This window comes from Pedobacter nyackensis (genome assembly GCF_900176505.1).
Classification (GTDB): domain Bacteria; phylum Bacteroidota; class Bacteroidia; order Sphingobacteriales; family Sphingobacteriaceae; genus Pedobacter; species Pedobacter nyackensis.
The window spans coordinates 218,498-235,127 of the sequence record NZ_FWYB01000008.1 but is presented as its reverse complement, the minus strand read 5'-3'; the positions used below and the strand labels follow the sequence as shown (position 1 = coordinate 235,127).

The 16,630-nt window shown below is 37.4% G+C and carries 21 protein-coding genes; 19 read left to right on the top strand and 2 right to left on the bottom strand.

All coding sequences use genetic code 11. From position 1 onward, the window contains the following. Positions 1-196 precede the first annotated feature (196 nt). The gene (locus B9A18_RS15940; protein WP_084290334.1) at positions 197-658 is read left to right on the top strand and encodes a hypothetical protein; all 462 of its coding nucleotides are present in this window, start codon (positions 197-199) and stop codon (positions 656-658) included. A gap of 144 nt (positions 659-802) precedes the next feature. On the opposite strand, the gene B9A18_RS25405 is transcribed toward B9A18_RS15940, so the two are convergent. Beyond that, positions 803-1,111: an ORF6N domain-containing protein gene (locus B9A18_RS25405; RefSeq protein ID WP_235005339.1), complete on the bottom strand. Its 309-nt coding sequence runs from the start codon at positions 1,109-1,111 to the stop codon at positions 803-805. Positions 1,112-1,809: 698 nt separating this feature from the next. Between B9A18_RS25405 and B9A18_RS15925 the strand changes: the two genes are divergently transcribed. The 14 genes from B9A18_RS15925 to B9A18_RS15860 all read left to right on the top strand — a co-directional run bounded on the left by B9A18_RS15925 (position 1,810) and on the right by B9A18_RS15860 (position 10,979). Next, on the top strand, positions 1,810-2,217 hold the full coding sequence (locus tag B9A18_RS15925) for a DUF4241 domain-containing protein (protein WP_317048242.1): 408 nt from the start codon (positions 1,810-1,812) through the stop codon (positions 2,215-2,217). A gap of 321 nt (positions 2,218-2,538) precedes the next feature. After that, positions 2,539-2,976 (top strand): RrF2 family transcriptional regulator, encoded by a 438-nt coding sequence (locus B9A18_RS15920; protein ID WP_084290328.1) that lies wholly within the window; start codon positions 2,539-2,541, stop codon positions 2,974-2,976. Positions 2,977-3,034: 58 nt separating this feature from the next. Further along, positions 3,035-4,246: an NO-inducible flavohemoprotein gene (gene hmpA, locus B9A18_RS15915; RefSeq protein WP_084290326.1), complete on the top strand. Its 1,212-nt coding sequence runs from the start codon at positions 3,035-3,037 to the stop codon at positions 4,244-4,246. 74 nt (positions 4,247-4,320) lie between these two features. After that, positions 4,321-6,384 (top strand): cbb3-type cytochrome c oxidase subunit I, encoded by a 2,064-nt coding sequence (locus tag B9A18_RS15910; RefSeq protein WP_084290324.1) that lies wholly within the window; start codon positions 4,321-4,323, stop codon positions 6,382-6,384. 11 nt (positions 6,385-6,395) lie between these two features. Further along, on the top strand, positions 6,396-7,409 hold the full coding sequence (locus B9A18_RS25690) for a cytochrome c (protein WP_084290322.1): 1,014 nt from the start codon (positions 6,396-6,398) through the stop codon (positions 7,407-7,409). Further along, positions 7,409-7,720 (top strand): phosphoribosylpyrophosphate synthetase, encoded by a 312-nt coding sequence (locus B9A18_RS15900; RefSeq protein ID WP_084290320.1) that lies wholly within the window; start codon positions 7,409-7,411, stop codon positions 7,718-7,720. The genes B9A18_RS25690 and B9A18_RS15900 overlap by 1 nt, the downstream gene beginning before the upstream one ends. 25 nt (positions 7,721-7,745) lie before the next feature. Further along, positions 7,746-8,006, top strand: coding sequence for a hypothetical protein (locus tag B9A18_RS15895; RefSeq protein ID WP_084290399.1), 261 nt, complete (start codon positions 7,746-7,748; stop codon positions 8,004-8,006). Between the two features lies 1 nt (position 8,007). Continuing rightward, on the top strand, positions 8,008-8,421 hold the full coding sequence (locus B9A18_RS15890; RefSeq protein WP_084290318.1) for a cytochrome C: 414 nt from the start codon (positions 8,008-8,010) through the stop codon (positions 8,419-8,421). Further along, positions 8,418-8,804, top strand: a complete 387-nt coding sequence (locus B9A18_RS15885; protein WP_084290316.1) for a group III truncated hemoglobin — start codon at positions 8,418-8,420, stop codon at positions 8,802-8,804. Before B9A18_RS15890 ends, B9A18_RS15885 begins: the two co-directional genes overlap by 4 nt. A 7-nt stretch (positions 8,805-8,811) precedes the next feature. Continuing rightward, positions 8,812-9,213 (top strand): group III truncated hemoglobin, encoded by a 402-nt coding sequence (locus tag B9A18_RS15880; protein WP_235005338.1) that lies wholly within the window; start codon positions 8,812-8,814, stop codon positions 9,211-9,213. Between the two features lie 48 nt (positions 9,214-9,261). Next, entirely contained in the window at positions 9,262-9,738 is a 477-nt protein-coding gene (locus B9A18_RS15875; RefSeq protein ID WP_159452671.1) for a hemerythrin domain-containing protein, read from the top strand. Continuing rightward, positions 9,719-10,042, top strand: coding sequence for a 2Fe-2S iron-sulfur cluster-binding protein (locus B9A18_RS15870; RefSeq protein ID WP_084290395.1), 324 nt, complete (start codon positions 9,719-9,721; stop codon positions 10,040-10,042). Before B9A18_RS15875 ends, B9A18_RS15870 begins: the two co-directional genes overlap by 20 nt. A gap of 8 nt (positions 10,043-10,050) precedes the next feature. Continuing rightward, complete coding sequence (locus B9A18_RS15865) at positions 10,051-10,620, top strand: uracil-DNA glycosylase family protein (RefSeq protein WP_084290312.1); 570 nt, start codon at positions 10,051-10,053, stop codon at positions 10,618-10,620. Positions 10,621-10,664: 44 nt separating this feature from the next. After that, positions 10,665-10,979, top strand: coding sequence for a cupin domain-containing protein (locus tag B9A18_RS15860; RefSeq protein WP_084290310.1), 315 nt, complete (start codon positions 10,665-10,667; stop codon positions 10,977-10,979). Positions 10,980-11,302: 323 nt separating this feature from the next. Here the strand turns inward: B9A18_RS15860 and B9A18_RS15855 are convergent, their stop codons facing one another. Next, positions 11,303-13,045: a chloride channel protein gene (locus tag B9A18_RS15855; protein ID WP_084290308.1), complete on the bottom strand. Its 1,743-nt coding sequence runs from the start codon at positions 13,043-13,045 to the stop codon at positions 11,303-11,305. A gap of 221 nt (positions 13,046-13,266) precedes the next feature. Between B9A18_RS15855 and B9A18_RS15850 the strand changes: the two genes are divergently transcribed. The 4 genes from B9A18_RS15850 (at position 13,267) to B9A18_RS15835 (ending at position 16,628) form a co-directional block, all read left to right on the top strand. Continuing rightward, positions 13,267-13,959 (top strand): Crp/Fnr family transcriptional regulator, encoded by a 693-nt coding sequence (locus B9A18_RS15850; protein WP_084290306.1) that lies wholly within the window; start codon positions 13,267-13,269, stop codon positions 13,957-13,959. 637 nt (positions 13,960-14,596) lie between these two features. Beyond that, positions 14,597-15,052 (top strand): carbon-nitrogen hydrolase family protein, encoded by a 456-nt coding sequence (locus tag B9A18_RS15845; protein WP_084290304.1) that lies wholly within the window; start codon positions 14,597-14,599, stop codon positions 15,050-15,052. Positions 15,053-15,259: 207 nt separating this feature from the next. Beyond that, positions 15,260-15,652, top strand: a complete 393-nt coding sequence (locus tag B9A18_RS15840; protein ID WP_084290302.1) for a hypothetical protein — start codon at positions 15,260-15,262, stop codon at positions 15,650-15,652. Positions 15,653-15,809: 157 nt separating this feature from the next. Further along, entirely contained in the window at positions 15,810-16,628 is an 819-nt protein-coding gene (locus B9A18_RS15835) for a FixH family protein (protein ID WP_084290300.1), read from the top strand. The last annotated feature ends 2 nt before the right edge of the window (positions 16,629-16,630 follow it).

Here is a 16,630-nt window from a genome sequence, read left to right as displayed (position 1 = left end):
GCAAATAGGTAGATTGTAGGTACCCGCTAGGTAGGTTATTGGTAGCTCATTAGTGTAAGGACCAACAAAGTACCTGGTATGTACCTCTAAGCTTGGAAAGTCATGGCAAGACTTCTAAAAGGTGTCTTATATTTTAAGATGTAAGTGACTTGTTATCAGTTCTTTACAGCATGTCTTCTGGTTGCTTGATGGGACAATGGAGAGTAAGACTGAACAGCTTGCTGAGAGTGGTGCTTTTGAAAAGTATAGAGAAATCCATAAAAGCTACCTTGATTTATTGTTTCAGACGGATAATGAAGAAGCAAAACTTGAAATTTTAAAGCGATTGATATTTTTAAATTGGTATTCTTTGCTTGAGCCAAGCTGTTTTACAGGTGTTGAAGACCTTGATGGTTCAATAATTTTTGACTCCTATTCAATTCTAAATGACTATTTAGCTAATAGTAAAATTGATGCAGAATTTAAGTGGATGTTATCTTACTATTCCTGTTGGGATTACACGATACTGGCGTTTTCTGAAAACAAACTTGGTGCATTAACAAAATTTGTAAAAGAAGTAGACACATCAATTTTACATGCTCCGAAAAAGCAACTACCAAAAGGGACTATGAGCAATAGGGGGCAAATGGGTATTTATTGGATAAGCTGCGGAATATGATTTCCATATTTTTATCCTGATTATCTAGCTTGTTCTTTATTTTTTCGATTTCCAGTCTTATATCTGTATTGTCTGTCAGTATTTGACGTATGCGAGTAAATATCCGTATGATTTGGATATTCACTTTTATTGCCCTCTTGCTGTTCAATACACTTGAAAGCATGGAACCCCCTGCTCAGTAAAGACCATAGGAGCGTATTTGATATTACTTCCTTGTTTCAAGGTGCCATTTTGGCTCCTTGAAAATTGATATTCTTCAGCGGTCAGTTCAAACATAAAATCTTCGGGGAAGCGATCCTTATTTCGTTTAACCTGTCTTTTAAGCTGCTTGGTTTCTACTTCATAAAGCGCAGCTAAATCGGTATCCAATATTACCTTGTGTCCATGTATGTAATAGATCTGGTTCATAATAATTTCGTCGGGGATTAGCATGTTATCGTTGTTCTCGTTCATGTTTGGTCAGATATTCAATAAATCTTAATTAGGGGATCGATAAATCTTTTGGAGCCTGTTTCTTCACTTATTTTTCCTTGGCTATTTCAGCAAACGTAATCAGATAATTAGTGGGAAACCTCGGTGATCTGAAATTTGGTGGAAAACTCCGTTTAATTGAATTTAGCCGAATAAAATAAGGTAAAACGGTAAAAATCGAGCCAAGATGATTTCTGAGGGGTAGTAAAATAATGCCTCTTTGGTGTTGTTCAAAAACAAAAAATCCCGAAATCTTACGATTCCAGGATTTTTGTAGGCTTTGATACCTTGGCGGGGAAGAAGGGAGCCCATTGCAACACTTATCAGATATTTTAAGGATAATTCGAGAGATTTATAAGGATAAGAATTGATCAATTTTTGTATAACAAGTCTTATTCGTTTTATTAACTTCGCTTGCTCTTATTCCGTTTATCTAAAGAGTAAACCATTTGCGCTTGTAGAATTTACAGGTGTTTTAATAAATGTGAATAGGGAAGCAACTATCAAACAAGACGACTTTAAAAAATAATTATGGGACTATTTGACAAGCTATTTGGTAAGACTTCTCAGACCGAACAGGACACGACAAATAAAAAAGTCAAACAGATAATTTTCAATGAAGTAACTGAGTTTGACTACTTAGATTTTGAAGACCTAAAAGCAAATAAATCTTACGATAGATTTTTTGCTGGCAATATCAAATTACCAAATTACCAAGTGGACAAGTCGTTTGCACAGACCCAATGTATAGAGAATTAGGACTTCCTCAATCTTGGACAGTTATGCCTGGTGACTATCCAGTTTACCTTTACATTGGGCTTGATGAAGATTTTTCTGGTCGAGTTGCATATGCCGAACTAAACTTTAAAGACGAAGTTCCAGGTAGTTGGGAGTTATCTTTAATTTCAGAGACATTACTGGCGGACGACTTTGAGAAAAAAATGAATGGAGTGTTTCCTGTTGAAAATGGACTTGGGAGTTTTTCTGACTTTGAGACTTGGAAATTATATAATCAAGAAATTGCGGACTTTTATACCAATAACTGCATGTTTCGGCATTACTGTCCGCTGAATTCGGAAATAAGCTGACACCTCATTTCATTCCAACTTTCCTCGAAATATACACTTTTAGCAAAGATTGATCAATTTTGACTCATCCTAATATCTAAAATTCTACCGTTCAATCAGGTTTTGCATGCAGTTAGTAATACCTTCTATCTGTTTACGAAATTGCGATTGTCAGCTTTTAAAAACTATAAATCGTGAGGTTTCCGGTATTCTAAATCTTAATTATTTAACGCCTTTTCACTTCATTTCTAAATGAAAAATGAGGTCGAATAATAAGTTTTTTTAATAAAAGACGAAAAACTCTTTTATTTTTTAAATATACTATGTAGCTTTGTCCTGCTTATGGGAGTCTTTTCAAAAACATGTGAATATGCAATACGCTCAGTTTTTTTTATCGCGCACCGGACAGCCGATGGCAATAGGGTAGGGATAAAAGAAATTGCTAAAGGAATAGATTCTCCAGAACATTTTCTAGCCAAAATTTTACAGGATTTAAGTAGAAGAGGTATAGTACAATCGGCTAAAGGACCTAATGGTGGGTTTTATATGGATGAGGTGGGGCTTAAACGTCCCTTATCAGAGGTGGTAGAAGCGGTGGATGGGAAAAGCATTTTTATTGGATGCGGTTTGGGGCTAGCTCATTGCTCAGAAACTAATCCTTGCCCATTGCATCATGAATTTAAAGCTATTCGTAACCAATTGAAAGATCTGTTGGAGCAGACGACCATTGGCCATTTTAATGAAAGTCCGAATCTGGGTATTACCAAATTGAGGAAATAAGAGGAATTAAAAAAAAAATTGAAAAATTAAGAGATAAAAAGGTATTAATATATTTATTATGAATCTTGAACAAAAACAATTAATCAGCGCGACAGTACCTATACTAAGAGAAAACGGTGTGTTATTGACTAAACATTTCTACAACAGAATGTTTACCCACAATCCAGAACTTAAAAACATGTTTAACATGGGAAACCAGGAGAGTGGAAAACAGCAAACAGCTTTGGCTATGGCTGTGCTTGCGTATGCAGAGAACATTGCCAATCCAGGCGTACTGATGCCTGTGGTGGATAGGATTGGCCATAAACATGTGAGTCTGGATATCAGACCTGAACATTATCAAATTGTCGGTCGTCATTTAATTGCTTCGATACAGGAAGTTCTGGGAGCAGCAGCAACTGCTGATATTTTAGACGCCTGGACAGCAGCTTATCAGCAGCTTGCAGCATTGATGTCAGGACATGAGACAAAATTGTATCAACATAAAGCCGCACAGCAGGATGGCTGGACAGGTTGGAGGCCATTTTTTGTTGGAAAGAAAATCGAGGAGTCTGCAGAGATTACTTCTTTTTACCTGCATCCAGCTGATGGAGGTAAGGTGATGCCGCATATACCCGGTCAATATATCAGTATCCGGGTATTTTTGCCAGAACTGAGTTTATATCAATCACGCCAGTACAGTGTATCAAGTACGCCAACTCATGAGTATTATCGTATCTCCGTAAAAAAAGAAAAAGGCGCACAATTAGATACCGATGGTAAGATCAGTAACTACCTCCATGATTTTATTCAGGAAGGTAATAAAGTAGACCTTACCGCTCCGGCTGGTAACTTTACGTTACCTGCAGACTTAGATGCGCCTGTAGTATTGATTAGCGGCGGAGTTGGTCTAACGCCGATGATGAGTATGTTACAGAATCTGGTAGACAAAGACTATAGCCATCCCATTACCTGGTTGCATGGATGCAGAAACCGTAATGTACATGCGTTTAAAACAGAGTTAGATGAGATAATAAAAGCTAATGAGAATGTAAACCAACATGTTTTTTATGACCTTCCAACTGAATCAGATAAGCAGGAAGGCGTGATGGAAGGGTTTTTGGATATCAATAAAATAGCCGCCCTACCTCAGTTTCCGGGAACAAGATATTATGTATGCGGACCGTCAGCTTTTATTCAAAAGCAATTCAATGACCTTATTGCAAAAGGAATAGAAAAGGAGTCGATTCTATTTGAAGAATTCGGTCCGGCTTTGCTTCAACTGAATTAAGTTACGGGTTAAAAAATTAGGAATCACCAGTGTTGACTTTCCCTGTGGGTGAAAATGATAAAAAATAATAAATTATGAGTTTTACTTCAGTATTGCTATGGGCTTGCTTTCTTGTTCTGCTGACCGCTTTTTTGGTTTCAGTTTTTATATATAACAGGGTTAAACAGGCAAAAGATCTTTTGAAAAATAGAAGTTACAGAGGACCGGAGTCTCAACTGCAGCAACACCTTAATACTTTTAGCAGCAGTCAGATTGAGGCCCTCCAGAACCATCTTAAGAAAAAAAGGATTGCGGGTGTTAAACTTACCAAATCACGACTGTTGAGTTTAGGTACCATTATTTTTTTGATCTTTAGCAGTCAGCAGGGATTTTCTCAAACAACAAACACTAGTGGTTCTATTTGGACTGAAGGAGGGGTGATCATTACCTTGATTTTGATCTTAATTCCTATACTGGCGGGAATATGGCTGATGATGGTTAAAGTTAATAACCTGTTTCGGCAGTATCAGGATAAACAAAAAGTACAGGAAGCTGATGAATTGGTAAGGTTATTGGATCAGGCAGATCAGGTGGCACTACAAAAGGCACTGAGTAAACGAAAGGATGCGCTGGATTATGCCTTAACAAATAAGGAGTTATCCGGTACAATACCTGCAGAAGATGAAAAAGGATTACTACATCAAATTCAAAGCGATCCTGGATTACCTGTTGTTGCTTTAAAGAAAAGAGCCTTAAAAAGACCGGGAGTCGATCCTGCTTTGTCGAAACTGATTTTATGGTATTTGGGAGCTGCAACATTTTGGCTCTTATTTGGGACTACAGTAGGAGAGTACCTTGGGATAAAGTTTGTTGCTCCTGATGCAGACCAGCTGAGCTGGCTGAGTTTTGGCCGCTTGCGTCCGGTTCATACCAATGCAGTTTTTTGGGGATGGGCATCCCTTGGTATGATTGGATTGGGTTTGTATGTGGTTCCCAGAGTCGGAAATGCTCCACTTGCCAGTATTAAAATGGGCTGGTATAGCCTGTGGTTAATTAATGCTGCTGTGGTTGTAGGCAGTCTATGTTTGATGGCCGGAATTAATAATGGTGGGGGTGAATACAGAGAGTATATCTGGCCGGTAATGTTGCTTTTCGGTATTGGACTCATTTTAACCCTAATCAATTTTTTGCAAACTGTGGCCAGAAGAAAGACTAAGGAAATTTATATCTCCAACTGGTACATTGTAGCATCTGTGATATTTGCCATTGTGATTTCTGTTGTGGCTTATGTGCCCTGGTGGCAAGACGGACTGGGAGAAACCATTATACAGGGGTATTATATGCACCAGGGTGTTGGGATGTGGTTTATGCTTTTTACCTTGGGGATTGTTTATTATTTTCTTCCTCAACAGTTAAATAAACCTATATATTCCTATAGTTTGGGTATCCTGGCATTTTGGACACAGATTCTGTTTTATACCCTGATTGGCACGCATCACTTTGTATTTAGTTCTATACCGTGGTGGTTGCAGACGGTAGCTATTTTAGGAAGTATGGGAATGGTTATCCCAGTTGCTGCAGGTACTACGAATTTTATCATGACCTTTAAAGGAGCCTGGCATAAAGTGCTTTCCAGCTATACTTTGCCATTTTTTATTGTAGGAATCATCTTCTACTTTACAGGATCTTTACAAGGTACTGCTGAGGCATTTCGTACCACAAATCTGGTGTGGCACTTTACCGATTTTACTGTAGCACACTCCCATTTAACCATGTACGGGATTATCTGTTTCTTTCTTTGGGCAGGTATTTATGCACTTGTCCCTAGATTAACCGGAAAAGAAGCACCGCAGATTACTGTTGGTGCACATTTTTGGTTGGCGCTGATTGGCTTAATGTTTTATACCATTCCGCTGATGTATGGAAGTACCCTGAAAGGGTTGATGTGGATGGATGGTAAGCCATTTATAGATAGTGTGGTATTTATGGCGCCATACTGGTTATGGCGTGCAATAGGTGGAAGTTTGATGTGGTTGTCGCATTTGTTTTTTGCTTACAACTTTTATAAAATGTTAAAAGGTAATAAAACCATTGATGTTACAGAGGTTGCCATCGAAAAATTGAATCTATCCAATGCTTCGGCAGAAATTAAGCTTTAAAATCAATAGATATGGATTTCTTTAACAATCATAAACAACTTTTTACTGCGGCATTTTTATTATTTGCTGTGCTTACATTATTTGTCTGTATCATTCCAGCCTTTAATAACGAACAGAACAATGCCCCCTTGCCTAATGCGATTCCTTTGGACGAGCAGGCTATTTTGGGTAAGGCTGTATTTATTGCAAATGGCTGTGTGGCCTGTCATACCCAACAGGTCCGCAATGTAGACATGGACAAGGTTTGGGGATCTAGGCCAAGTATTGCTGCTGATTATGCGGATATTCACAGGACAGATACCTGGCGTAATACGGCTACACTTATGGGTACGGAAAGAACAGGGCCTGATTTGACCAATATTGGTCTACGTCAACCCAGTATAGACTGGCATCTTGTCCATTTATACAATCCGCGTATTGTCGTAAAGGAATCTATCATGCCTGCTTATCCTTTTTTGTTTGAAGTTAAAAATAAGTTGGAAGAAGGTGATGTGGTGGTGAATGTTCCTGATGAATTTAGAAATGGGCGTAAAGGGAAAATAATTGCCGGTGCTGAAGCTTTACAACTGGTGGCTTATTTAAAAGCGCTAAAACAGACCAAATTACCTGACGGTACACCTGAGCCTGATTTCCTATACAAAAAACCGGGAGATCTTGGTTCTGCGAAGAAAGGCGAACCCAAAGAACTCAATGGTGCCATGTTATATACCAATAATTGTCAGAGTTGTCATCAGGGGAATGGAGAGGGCTTGAAAGGTGCCTTTCCGGCACTTAAAGGAAGTAAGATTGTATTGGATGACAATCCGGAACTTATGGTCGACATCATCATGAATGGTTATAGTGCAAGGGAAAATGAAGGCTATGGGGCAATGCCTGCGGTTGGGACCAATAGCAAGTTAAAACCGGAAGAGATTGCGGCGATTATGAATCATGAAAAAACAAGTTGGGGAAACAACGCTAAAAAGGTAACTACTGAACAGGTAAAGGAATTAATGGAAGTTGTAAAAGTTAAAGCCAGTAAATAATGAAAAGTTATGAAACGGTAAGTGAAGCTATAAATGACCTATTTGATCTGGGCTATACGAAAGATTTTAACATTGCGACGGATGAAGACTGTTTAATTTGTAGTAAAACCGGGCTGTCATTGTCTCCTGATGAGTTTCAGATTGATGAGGTGTACCGTTTTGAGGGAGAAACAGATCCCGGTGATGAGATGGTCATTTTTGCAATATCTTCCAAAGTCCTGTCGGTAGGGGGAGTATTAGTCAATGCTTATGGTGTATATGCAGATGAGCATGCATGGAAAGTTGTGCAGCGCTTGAAAAAATATGTATAAAGAGTTGTTATCAAAATTTGAGATCATGAAAAAAGCATTTTTAACCAGCATCGTTTTGTTTTTGTCTATAACAGCTATGGCTTGTCCTGCTTGTGAAAAACAGCAACCTAAATTATTGAAGGGAATTACCCATGGAGCAGGTCCGGATAGTAATTGGGATTATGTGATTATCAGTGTTACGGCAATCATTGTTATGTTTTGTCTTTTTTTCTCTGTAAAATGGTTATTAAGACCTGGAGAGAAATCTGCATCGCACATCAAATTTTCAATCTTAAATCTGGACTGATATGGAAGAGAAAAGCAAAGTATTTATTTTTATTGACGAAGAGATTAAACCGATAGCGGAGCTAATTTCTCCTGTCAACTTTGAGCTGGATACCTCAAAATTGGTCGATGGCAAACATGTACTTAGAATTGTCAGTAAGGATCCTACTGGTAAGGAAGGGATTAGGTTGATTCCGTTTGAAGTTAGAAACGGACCGGCCATTGCCATTGAAGGAATCCAGGAAAATGCGGTTGTTGATGGTATTGTCCCCATCATGATCAATGCTTATGGAAAAGGCAATCAAAGGAATTTTTTAATTGTTGGAAGTGAAACGCCACAAAGTATTCCATTCTGGATATTTATTTTATTAATCCTTTTTGTTGGATGGGCCATTTATTATTTGGTCACCTCCAATGCAATAAAACTATTTGTATGAAAACCGACATTAACAATTTTGAAGATATCGTATGGTTTGTGGATTCATTTTACCGCAAGGTGCAATCAGATGATTTGATCGGCCCTGTATTTGATGCCGTAATTATCGATTGGAAGCCCCACCTGGAAAAGATGTATAAATTTTGGAATGCAGCACTGTTTGGCATTCCGGGCTTCAGGGGCAATCCATTTGCCAGGCATGCACCTTTATCTCTTAAAAAAGAGCATTTTGATCGTTGGTTACTGCTATTCAATAAAACCATTGATGATCAATATGAGGGGAGTATGGCTAATGAAACCAAAAGGAGAGCTCAAGTGATGGCAGAGATGTTTTTAGAAAGGCTAGAAAATATGAATGGCGGTGCAGGTAAGGTCATTGTATAAAACGGATATGATGGAAGAAAATAGAAAGGATATAGCAGATGAAACTGATGTGGAATTGCTCGTAAACAGCTTTTATACGAAGGTAAGAAATGATCATCTTTTAGATGCTGTCTTTGGGCCTGTTATTAAGAATAATTGGGATAACCACCTGAAAATTATGGTTGATTTTTGGTCAACCTTGCTCTTATATACAAGGAAATATAATAGTGACCCTTTGCCTAAACATCTGCCACTGGAGCTCTCAAAGGAGCATTTTGATCGATGGATTCAATTGTTCAATGAAACAGTTGATGAATTGTTTGTGGGTGTAATTGCTGAAAATGCAAAAAAACGGGCCTCAAGCATCGCAAAAATTATGAAAGCAGTTAAAGGAATTTCTGATGTTGAAGTCAACAAACAGGGTTCCTAAAGTAAGCAGACTGAGGGCCATATTTAAATGTTATAGAGGAACATGTTTATGAAAAATCAACCAATAAAACGTAGCGAAGATATGAAGCTTTTTTCCAGGGATCACCATTTTGGTTTATTGTTTTCCTGGAAGATTAAACAAGGGATAGCTAATAATGTAGCTACCATAAGGATGAAAAATTATTTAAATTTTTTCTGGGACCAACACCTGAAAGATCATTTCTTGGATGAAGAAGTTTTGTTATTTAACAGGTTCGATGTAGAGGAACCTTGTGTGCAGGCAAAAAATGATCATCGACAGATTGTTAACCTAATAGATCAGGTGAATCTAGCCAGTCAGGGAGATTATGCGGTATACGAAAAACTGATCACCTTTCTTAATGATCATATCCGTTTTGAAGAGAGAGTAGTTTTTCCGCATTTGGAAAAGACATTATCTGAATCGACTTTAAGTAGTATTGGCCATTTTCTGGAAAGTCGGCATGATGAGTTCAAAGATGATTACCATGATGAATTTTGGAAATAATATTGTACTTACTGTAATATGGGATGAAGAAAGTTATGAAATACAAACCTTTCCCAATGAATACCGTAGTTTAATGATGTTGATCTTTGATCGGATAAGTCCGGAAGAATTTGGGGGATGTCTGGGAATGGGAAAATGTGGTACTTGTCTGGTAGAAGTTATTCAAAGTAGTATGTTAACTAATTTCAACAGAAATGAAAGCAATACACTTAGTAAGCATGGAATAAGTAACCCTAACCTACGCTTAGCCTGTCAGATATTGATCGATGAGCAATGCAATGGGATGATTGTTAAGATAGTATAAAAAAGGTCATGGACAAACTTTTAGAAGATATCAGAAATTGTAAAGTATGTGAAAGTTATCTGGAATTAGGGGCTAATCCGATTGTTTCGGCAAGTTCGAAAAGTAAAATTGTTATTATCGGGCAAGCGCCGGGGAGAATTGTTCATCAAACGGGCATTCCTTGGAATGATAACAGTGGGGATAATCTAAGAAACTGGTTAGGTGTTGATAAAGAAACCTTTTATAATGAGGATATTTTTGCATTAATGCCCATGGGATTTTGTTTTCCTGGAAAGGGAAAATCTGGTGATCTTCCGCCAAGAAAAGAATGTGCTCCCTTATGGCATGATAAATTGTTGGATTATATGCAGGGAAAAAGGCTGATTTTATTAATTGGTCAATATGCGCAGCATTATTATTTAAAAGAGAGACGTAAAAATACGCTGACAGAAACGGTGAAGAATTATGAAGTGTATTTGCCTCAATATTTGCCTTTACCACATCCATCGCCGAGAAATAATATTTGGCAGGCAAAAAATAAATGGTTTCAATCAGAAGTGTTGACGACATTAAAAGATCAAATTAAAATGGTGCTTTAAAACTTGAACAGTAACTTTCAAAAGAACGTACACGAACATATAACATGATTATAAAAGAAGTTTTAGCGCAGTTGGCACAAGCGCAAACAGGGCCAGTAATTAAAGTATTAGAAAAAGGGGATCAGTTTAAATTGATCGTACTTGGCTTTAAAAAGGATATGATTTTAAAGGCTCATCAAACCTCTTTAAAAGCTAAGCTGGTCGTTATTGAAGGTAAAGTAAATTACATTGAATCAGAACGTTCAATTGTGCTTGAAAAGTTCGATGAGTTGGAAATACCAAAAACTATTGTTCATAGTGTAGAAGCATTAGAGGATAGTATCTGCCTGTTGATTCAGTCTCAGGATTCAGTTAAATAGTAGGTTTTTATTGACTCAGTTTCGAGCAGTTTATAAAACTGTGGTTTCTTAGAAGGAGCGGACAGATAAACGCAATAAACTATCCCCGCTATATTAACTCCCTACTAACATGCTGAATTGTAAGACTCCGTCAATACCGTAATTACCAAACCGAGGCTTATTAGCGTGCCGTCCTTTTAAATTTTAGAGATTTTTAACTTTGATGTCATTTTAAACAGAAAAGGTGCAATTTCTTGTGTCTTTTCTAATCCTTGTGGAGTGATTATCTTACATGTTATTAAATAATCACATAAAAATAATTACCTATAAGAGATAAAAGAACATCATATAGTGCCCTGTTTTTTCATTAGTTTACGACTTTTGATCATTATTTTTATTCGTTGTCTTTTAAGCGAAAGGTTAATTCCTGCCTCTTGATTTTCTTTATGATATAACTCATAGGCATGGAGTATATCATTATAGCTGAGCATACCAATAACTTCCTTTGAATTTTTATTGGACATTACAGGCAAAACCTCTTCACCATTGATGGCCATCAATTCTACTGCTTTAGAAAGTGGATCATTGGAGCTTAGTATAGGGACATTTCTTTGTAGCAATTCTTCAATAGTAGGTGTTTGCTGTGCAATCTTTTTGCCTTTTCCAAGCACCTGTGCAATAACGATTCTTCTCAGTATATCAGGTTCATATGCATCTGGGGTATATATGCCTCGTCTGGCAATTTTCTCGGTCATGATGGTGTTTTCCATAAAGAAAAAGGAAATCAGGTATGAGGCGGTACAAGCTCCCAACAATGGAAGTAAGGCCTGTGACTGCATTGTTGACTCCAAAGCAAAAATAATACTGGTTAAATAGGCCCTGGAAGCACCAGCAAACATAGATGACATGCCAACAAGAGCAGCCATAGGGATACTAATTCCCGTGCCTGGAAAAAACATCAGTATCAAAGCCCCTAAAATAGCTCCTCCAGCACCGCCAATCGTTAAAAGTGGGGCCAGCGTTCCACCTGAGGTGCCACTTCCAAGGGCTATTGCCCAGGAAAGGAATTTAAAAAAGCATAAATTCAGCATCAGTGCAAGTGGAATTTTTCCAGAAAGTATATTGATAATGTTGTTATAACCAACCCCCAGAGTATTTGGGAAAAAGTATCCGATTAACCCGACAGTGAGTCCGCCTATTGCTGGCCACCACACCCAATGAATAGGAAGTTTCTCAAAAGTATCTTCAATCCAATAAACTATTTTAGTAAGCCCTAAAGAGATAAAGCCAATAATTATACCAATGACGCTATAAATGGCCAATGCAAAATTTGTTGGACTTTCTAAATCATGCATTGGGAAAACCGGACCTGATTCGAAAAGAAACTGGTGGCCTGCAGCCCCGGTTATACACGCCAATGCAACAGGCAAAATTGCTTTAGGGGAGAACTCAAAAAGTAGCAATTCAATAGCGAGGAAAATGGCTGCAATAGGGGTGCCGAATATGGCTGACATGCCTGCTGTAGCACCCGCTGCCAAGATAATTTTGCGCTCATTAGAGGTGATTTTAAAAAACTGACCAATAGTTGAACCAAGTGCCCCGCCGGTTGCAATAATTGGGCCTTCGGCTCCAAATGGCCCGCCTGATCCAATTGCAATTGCCGATGAAATGGGTTTCAAAAAAGCAATAGCTGGTTTAATCTTGCTGTGATTGGTCAGTATTTGTTCCATCGCTTCAGGTATACCATGACCCCTGATTGCTTTAGAGCCAAATAATGCCATTAATCCTACTAAAATGCCTCCAATTGCTGGAAGAATAATGACGAATAATCCCAAATTATTTTCAGCCGGACTGTGAAAAGCTAAATCAAAGGAACCATAGAAAGAAATATTGGTAACCAGGTTGATTAGCAATACCAGAACTTTAGCAATTAAGCTAATGAGAATGGCAACGCCAATGGATAAAAGAGATATTTGCAACAAACGTATTTTTAGGAAGCGAGCTCTAGGTAAGATATTATCTTTTTGTACAAGATATGGTAAAGATGGAGCGATAGAAATTCCATTTTTATGTATGTTTTTTTTCATCGTTTTGGTTTATTAAATAATCGTTTTAAGCGAACCGCCGCAAAGGTAGAGTTTTCAATTCGTATTCTGAAGTGATTAATATTGTTAATGATATATTATTATATTATTTTTTATTGTTTTATTATTAAATAATATTGTTTTAACAATGTATGTTGATGTTGAATCTGTTTGTTGTAATCTAGTGATTTAAGGTTTTGTTGTAAAAGTTGCATATTTGAAGAATGAAAGAATGCGGTAATGCTTGTGATCTTAAAACGTGTTTTTTATGTAAACTTTGTTTACCTGAATGGCTCCCGGCTTTGGCGGTGCAGAAAAGGAATTTTGAGGTGAAAAAGGGAGAGTTGATATTTAAAGAAGGGGATGCCGTTAATGGAATTTATTTTGTGCACAAAGGCAGTTTTAAAGTTCATAAAAGTTGGGATAAGGATAAGGAGCTGATTATTCGTTTTGCAAGATCCGCAGACATTATCGGTCACATGGGTTTAGGTAAAAGACTCCTGTATCCGGTATCGGCAACAGCGCTGGAGCCGTCTGTAGTTTGCTATCTGGAGATTGCTTTTTTCGAAGCTACCTTAAAGGTAAATACTGAACTAGCCTATCAGCTGATCCGATTTTTGGCAAATGAACTTGATGATTCCCATAGAAGCATGCGTGATTTAGCCCATATGTCTGTTAAAGCGCGTATAGCGCAGGCATTTATTTCCCTTCACCAGCAGTTTGGAATTGATGAGCAAGGCTTTATTGATGTAGAAATCAGCCGACAGGACATTTCTTCATTTGCAGGTACAACTTATGAAACCTTGTTTAAGGTTTTGAATGAGTTCGCTAAACAGAGTATATTGACCTTAACAGGGAGGAAGATTTTCATAGCAGATCATTTGAAACTACAGGAAATTGTTAATAATGACCATTGATCTTGCAGGATTTGAGTTAAAAAAGGAATAGTACAGTCGTTAAGGGATCTTGGATTTATATTGTGACCATGTAGATTTCTTTGTTAAATTTTATGACTTGTTTTTCATCAAGTCTGCAAATTATAATAGAATAACATTTTTCGAATTCTTCGATTTCTAGAACCGAGCCTAGGTTCACCAGGATGTCGTCTATTTCAATTTTAGAAATGTGTTTAACTTTGATTTCGGGAAGATTTTCAGAGTTATTGCATAATGTAGATGATTAATATTCAAATGGAGCAGGTGAAATATTTAGTTAAATCATAAGAGCGTTTTAATGGGGTATTTAGTTTTTAGTTTAGCATGATTTATCAGTACTGCGCAATAGAATTTTTACTAAATGGCAAATGGCGGAGGAAAACCAAGGCTGGCAGCCCCCGCACATTAACGCCTCGCATTAAAGAGACTAAAAAACTATTTTAAGTTTATAATATTTCGATTGAAAATACTGTATTTTCTTGTGAATCTATGGTTTGTGTTGGATTTGTATGCAATCTGAATGCCTAACAAATTCTGAAAAATTTAATAAGAGAATCGAAATATCTGCAAAGCAATAAATATGAATTGTTAAATTCGATTTCTAATTAAAATACTTCTAATGAATTTTATAATACTTGGCACAGAGATTCCAGATTATACTTTACCTATGATTGAGAAATATAACAGTCTAGATGAAAGTCAGATCGTTTCAGAGGACGTAAAAATGTACAATGCAGCTAAAATGTTAACTTCAGACACTTACGTAATAGATATGGAGCAAACCAGGCTCTATTATAAACAAAAAGTTTATGGCCTAAAGGTCTGCTTTGACCGATGTTTACTAAGTTTTGGCAAGTTCGATATTCCTAGCGGAGGCCTCGGTGTATGGATACCATTTGATAAGCCAGTCTATGTGGATTCTGCCTTACTGAGCTTAGTAAGTTGGGATTGTATATCACATCTGAAAATATTTATTTTAAACCATACGAGCCTATCCTGGGAATTCGGATCGGATTTGGGCAGCACGACCTTAAGACCTTTGATGCTGCATTCAGTTATCTTGCTACTGCCTTAAAATTTTAGTTGTTTTTTTACATTGCGTTAGGCAGTGTAAACTATTTTTTTATCGTTTCTATCTGCTTTTCAGGATCTTCATCTGTGTTAATATCGATTCCACTGCAAGTATGGAAGGGTCAATGCGTGAAAGTGATTAATATCAGATTTTTAAACGATGCTAATCATTACGCCAGATCTATTTAGTCATTACTTTTACCCTTAGAATATGGAGAGCGATAACAGGATGAAACAAGTAGTAAGTGTCGTGTTAATTTTACTTTTAGGTGCCCAATGCCTGATCCAATTGGGATTAATGGCCAGTTATCAACTCGATAAAGAATATATCGTTAAATCGCTTTGTGAAAATAGAAATAGACCTGAACTACATTGTGAAGGAAAGTGCTTCTTAAAAAAAAGGTTGGCTGAGGCCGAAAAAAAAGAGCGGCAAGCTTCCGGAATAGAGAAGCAATTGGAGATACCTTTGTTCCTTATGGTTGTTGATGAGTATGGCGCCATCGGATCGTTTGCAATCGTGGAAAGGAATATACCACTGATCAGGAATTATACGCATATTATTTATGTCAATATATTTCATCCTCCTTCGGTTTACTCTGCCTGAGCGATTTCACGAGCATATCTTGTTGCTGGACTAATTGCTGTCTAGTTTTCTTACTGTGGTCATTTGTTTCTTTAATGAGAAATGAAAAAACACGCCCTAAAATTCCCTTTTTCGTAATTGCGAAGCTTTGCTTTGTGCTTTTTTATCTTAAATCATCATGAAAAAACTATATATATTCTTCTTATTATGCTCAATCTTAACTGCCTGTAAAAAGGATGTAATCAACCAAACTGTGACTGATCCCAAAGCGGGACTCCAAAAAATCTCAGAAGTTTATGCTTTGGGGATATCAACAAAAGTGGAGTTATGGGCAGAAAAAGACCTTACCACAGGACATAACCAATTGTTTGTGACACTTTATGATTCTGTTTCTAATCAGCCAATCACTAAAGCTTTGGTTAAAATCCTGCCTGTTATGGATATGGAAATGAATGGGATGTATATGTCTCACTCAACCCCTTGCCTGCAACCGGAAAGCAGTGAGGTCGAAAACACTTTGTTTCCTTTTGCAGTAGTTTTTACCATGCCGGGTAATACTGACCAAAGTAAATGGTCTTTTGATGTAACCATTAAAAGAGATGGACAAAATAAGATCGGCACGGCTAAATTGGCAGTGGCGGTGGGGGCTTCTTCGCCTGAGCGGGTAAAAATGCTGACGACTACCCAGGGCGAGAAACTGGTAGTTTCGTACTATTTTCCGAACCCTCCAAAAATTGGAATTAATGATTTGGAAGTGATCATTTATCGTCAGCAAGATAAGATGAGTTTTCTTTCCGTTGATAATTTTCTCTTGGTCATGAGGCCTGAAATGCCTGCTATGGGACATGGTTCTCCCAACAATATCAATCCTGTTCATACAAAAAATGGGTATTATAAAGGAAAGGTCAATTTTACCATGACAGGCGACTGGAGAATCAATTTGGACCTGGTTAACGCTGAACAGAAAAATACTATATTTTTTGACCTTAGCTTTTAAGG

Bases quoted from the DNA above. Each gene is read 5' to 3' on its own strand.
- B9A18_RS15940 (WP_084290334.1), top strand. From the start codon at position 197: ATGGAGAGTAAGACTGAACAGCTTGCTGAGAGTGGTGCTTTTGAAAAG.
- B9A18_RS25405 (WP_235005339.1), bottom strand. From the start codon at position 1,111: ATGAACGAGAACAACGATAACATGCTAATCCCCGACGAAATTATTATG.
- B9A18_RS15920 (WP_084290328.1), top strand. From the start codon at position 2,539: ATGGGAGTCTTTTCAAAAACATGTGAATATGCAATACGCTCAGTTTTT.
- hmpA (WP_084290326.1), top strand. From the start codon at position 3,035: ATGAATCTTGAACAAAAACAATTAATCAGCGCGACAGTACCTATACTA.
- B9A18_RS15910 (WP_084290324.1), top strand. From the start codon at position 4,321: ATGAGTTTTACTTCAGTATTGCTATGGGCTTGCTTTCTTGTTCTGCTG.
- B9A18_RS25690 (WP_084290322.1), top strand. From the start codon at position 6,396: ATGGATTTCTTTAACAATCATAAACAACTTTTTACTGCGGCATTTTTA.
- B9A18_RS15900 (WP_084290320.1), top strand. From the start codon at position 7,409: ATGAAAAGTTATGAAACGGTAAGTGAAGCTATAAATGACCTATTTGAT.
- B9A18_RS15895 (WP_084290399.1), top strand. From the start codon at position 7,746: ATGAAAAAAGCATTTTTAACCAGCATCGTTTTGTTTTTGTCTATAACA.
- B9A18_RS15890 (WP_084290318.1), top strand. From the start codon at position 8,008: ATGGAAGAGAAAAGCAAAGTATTTATTTTTATTGACGAAGAGATTAAA.
- B9A18_RS15885 (WP_084290316.1), top strand. From the start codon at position 8,418: ATGAAAACCGACATTAACAATTTTGAAGATATCGTATGGTTTGTGGAT.
- B9A18_RS15880 (WP_235005338.1), top strand. From the start codon at position 8,812: ATGATGGAAGAAAATAGAAAGGATATAGCAGATGAAACTGATGTGGAA.
- B9A18_RS15875 (WP_159452671.1), top strand. From the start codon at position 9,262: ATGAAAAATCAACCAATAAAACGTAGCGAAGATATGAAGCTTTTTTCC.
- B9A18_RS15870 (WP_084290395.1), top strand. From the start codon at position 9,719: ATGATGAATTTTGGAAATAATATTGTACTTACTGTAATATGGGATGAA.
- B9A18_RS15865 (WP_084290312.1), top strand. From the start codon at position 10,051: ATGGACAAACTTTTAGAAGATATCAGAAATTGTAAAGTATGTGAAAGT.
- B9A18_RS15860 (WP_084290310.1), top strand. From the start codon at position 10,665: ATGATTATAAAAGAAGTTTTAGCGCAGTTGGCACAAGCGCAAACAGGG.
- B9A18_RS15855 (WP_084290308.1), bottom strand. From the start codon at position 13,045: ATGAAAAAAAACATACATAAAAATGGAATTTCTATCGCTCCATCTTTA.
- B9A18_RS15850 (WP_084290306.1), top strand. From the start codon at position 13,267: ATGAAAGAATGCGGTAATGCTTGTGATCTTAAAACGTGTTTTTTATGT.
- B9A18_RS15845 (WP_084290304.1), top strand. From the start codon at position 14,597: ATGAATTTTATAATACTTGGCACAGAGATTCCAGATTATACTTTACCT.
- B9A18_RS15840 (WP_084290302.1), top strand. From the start codon at position 15,260: ATGGAGAGCGATAACAGGATGAAACAAGTAGTAAGTGTCGTGTTAATT.
- B9A18_RS15835 (WP_084290300.1), top strand. From the start codon at position 15,810: ATGAAAAAACTATATATATTCTTCTTATTATGCTCAATCTTAACTGCC.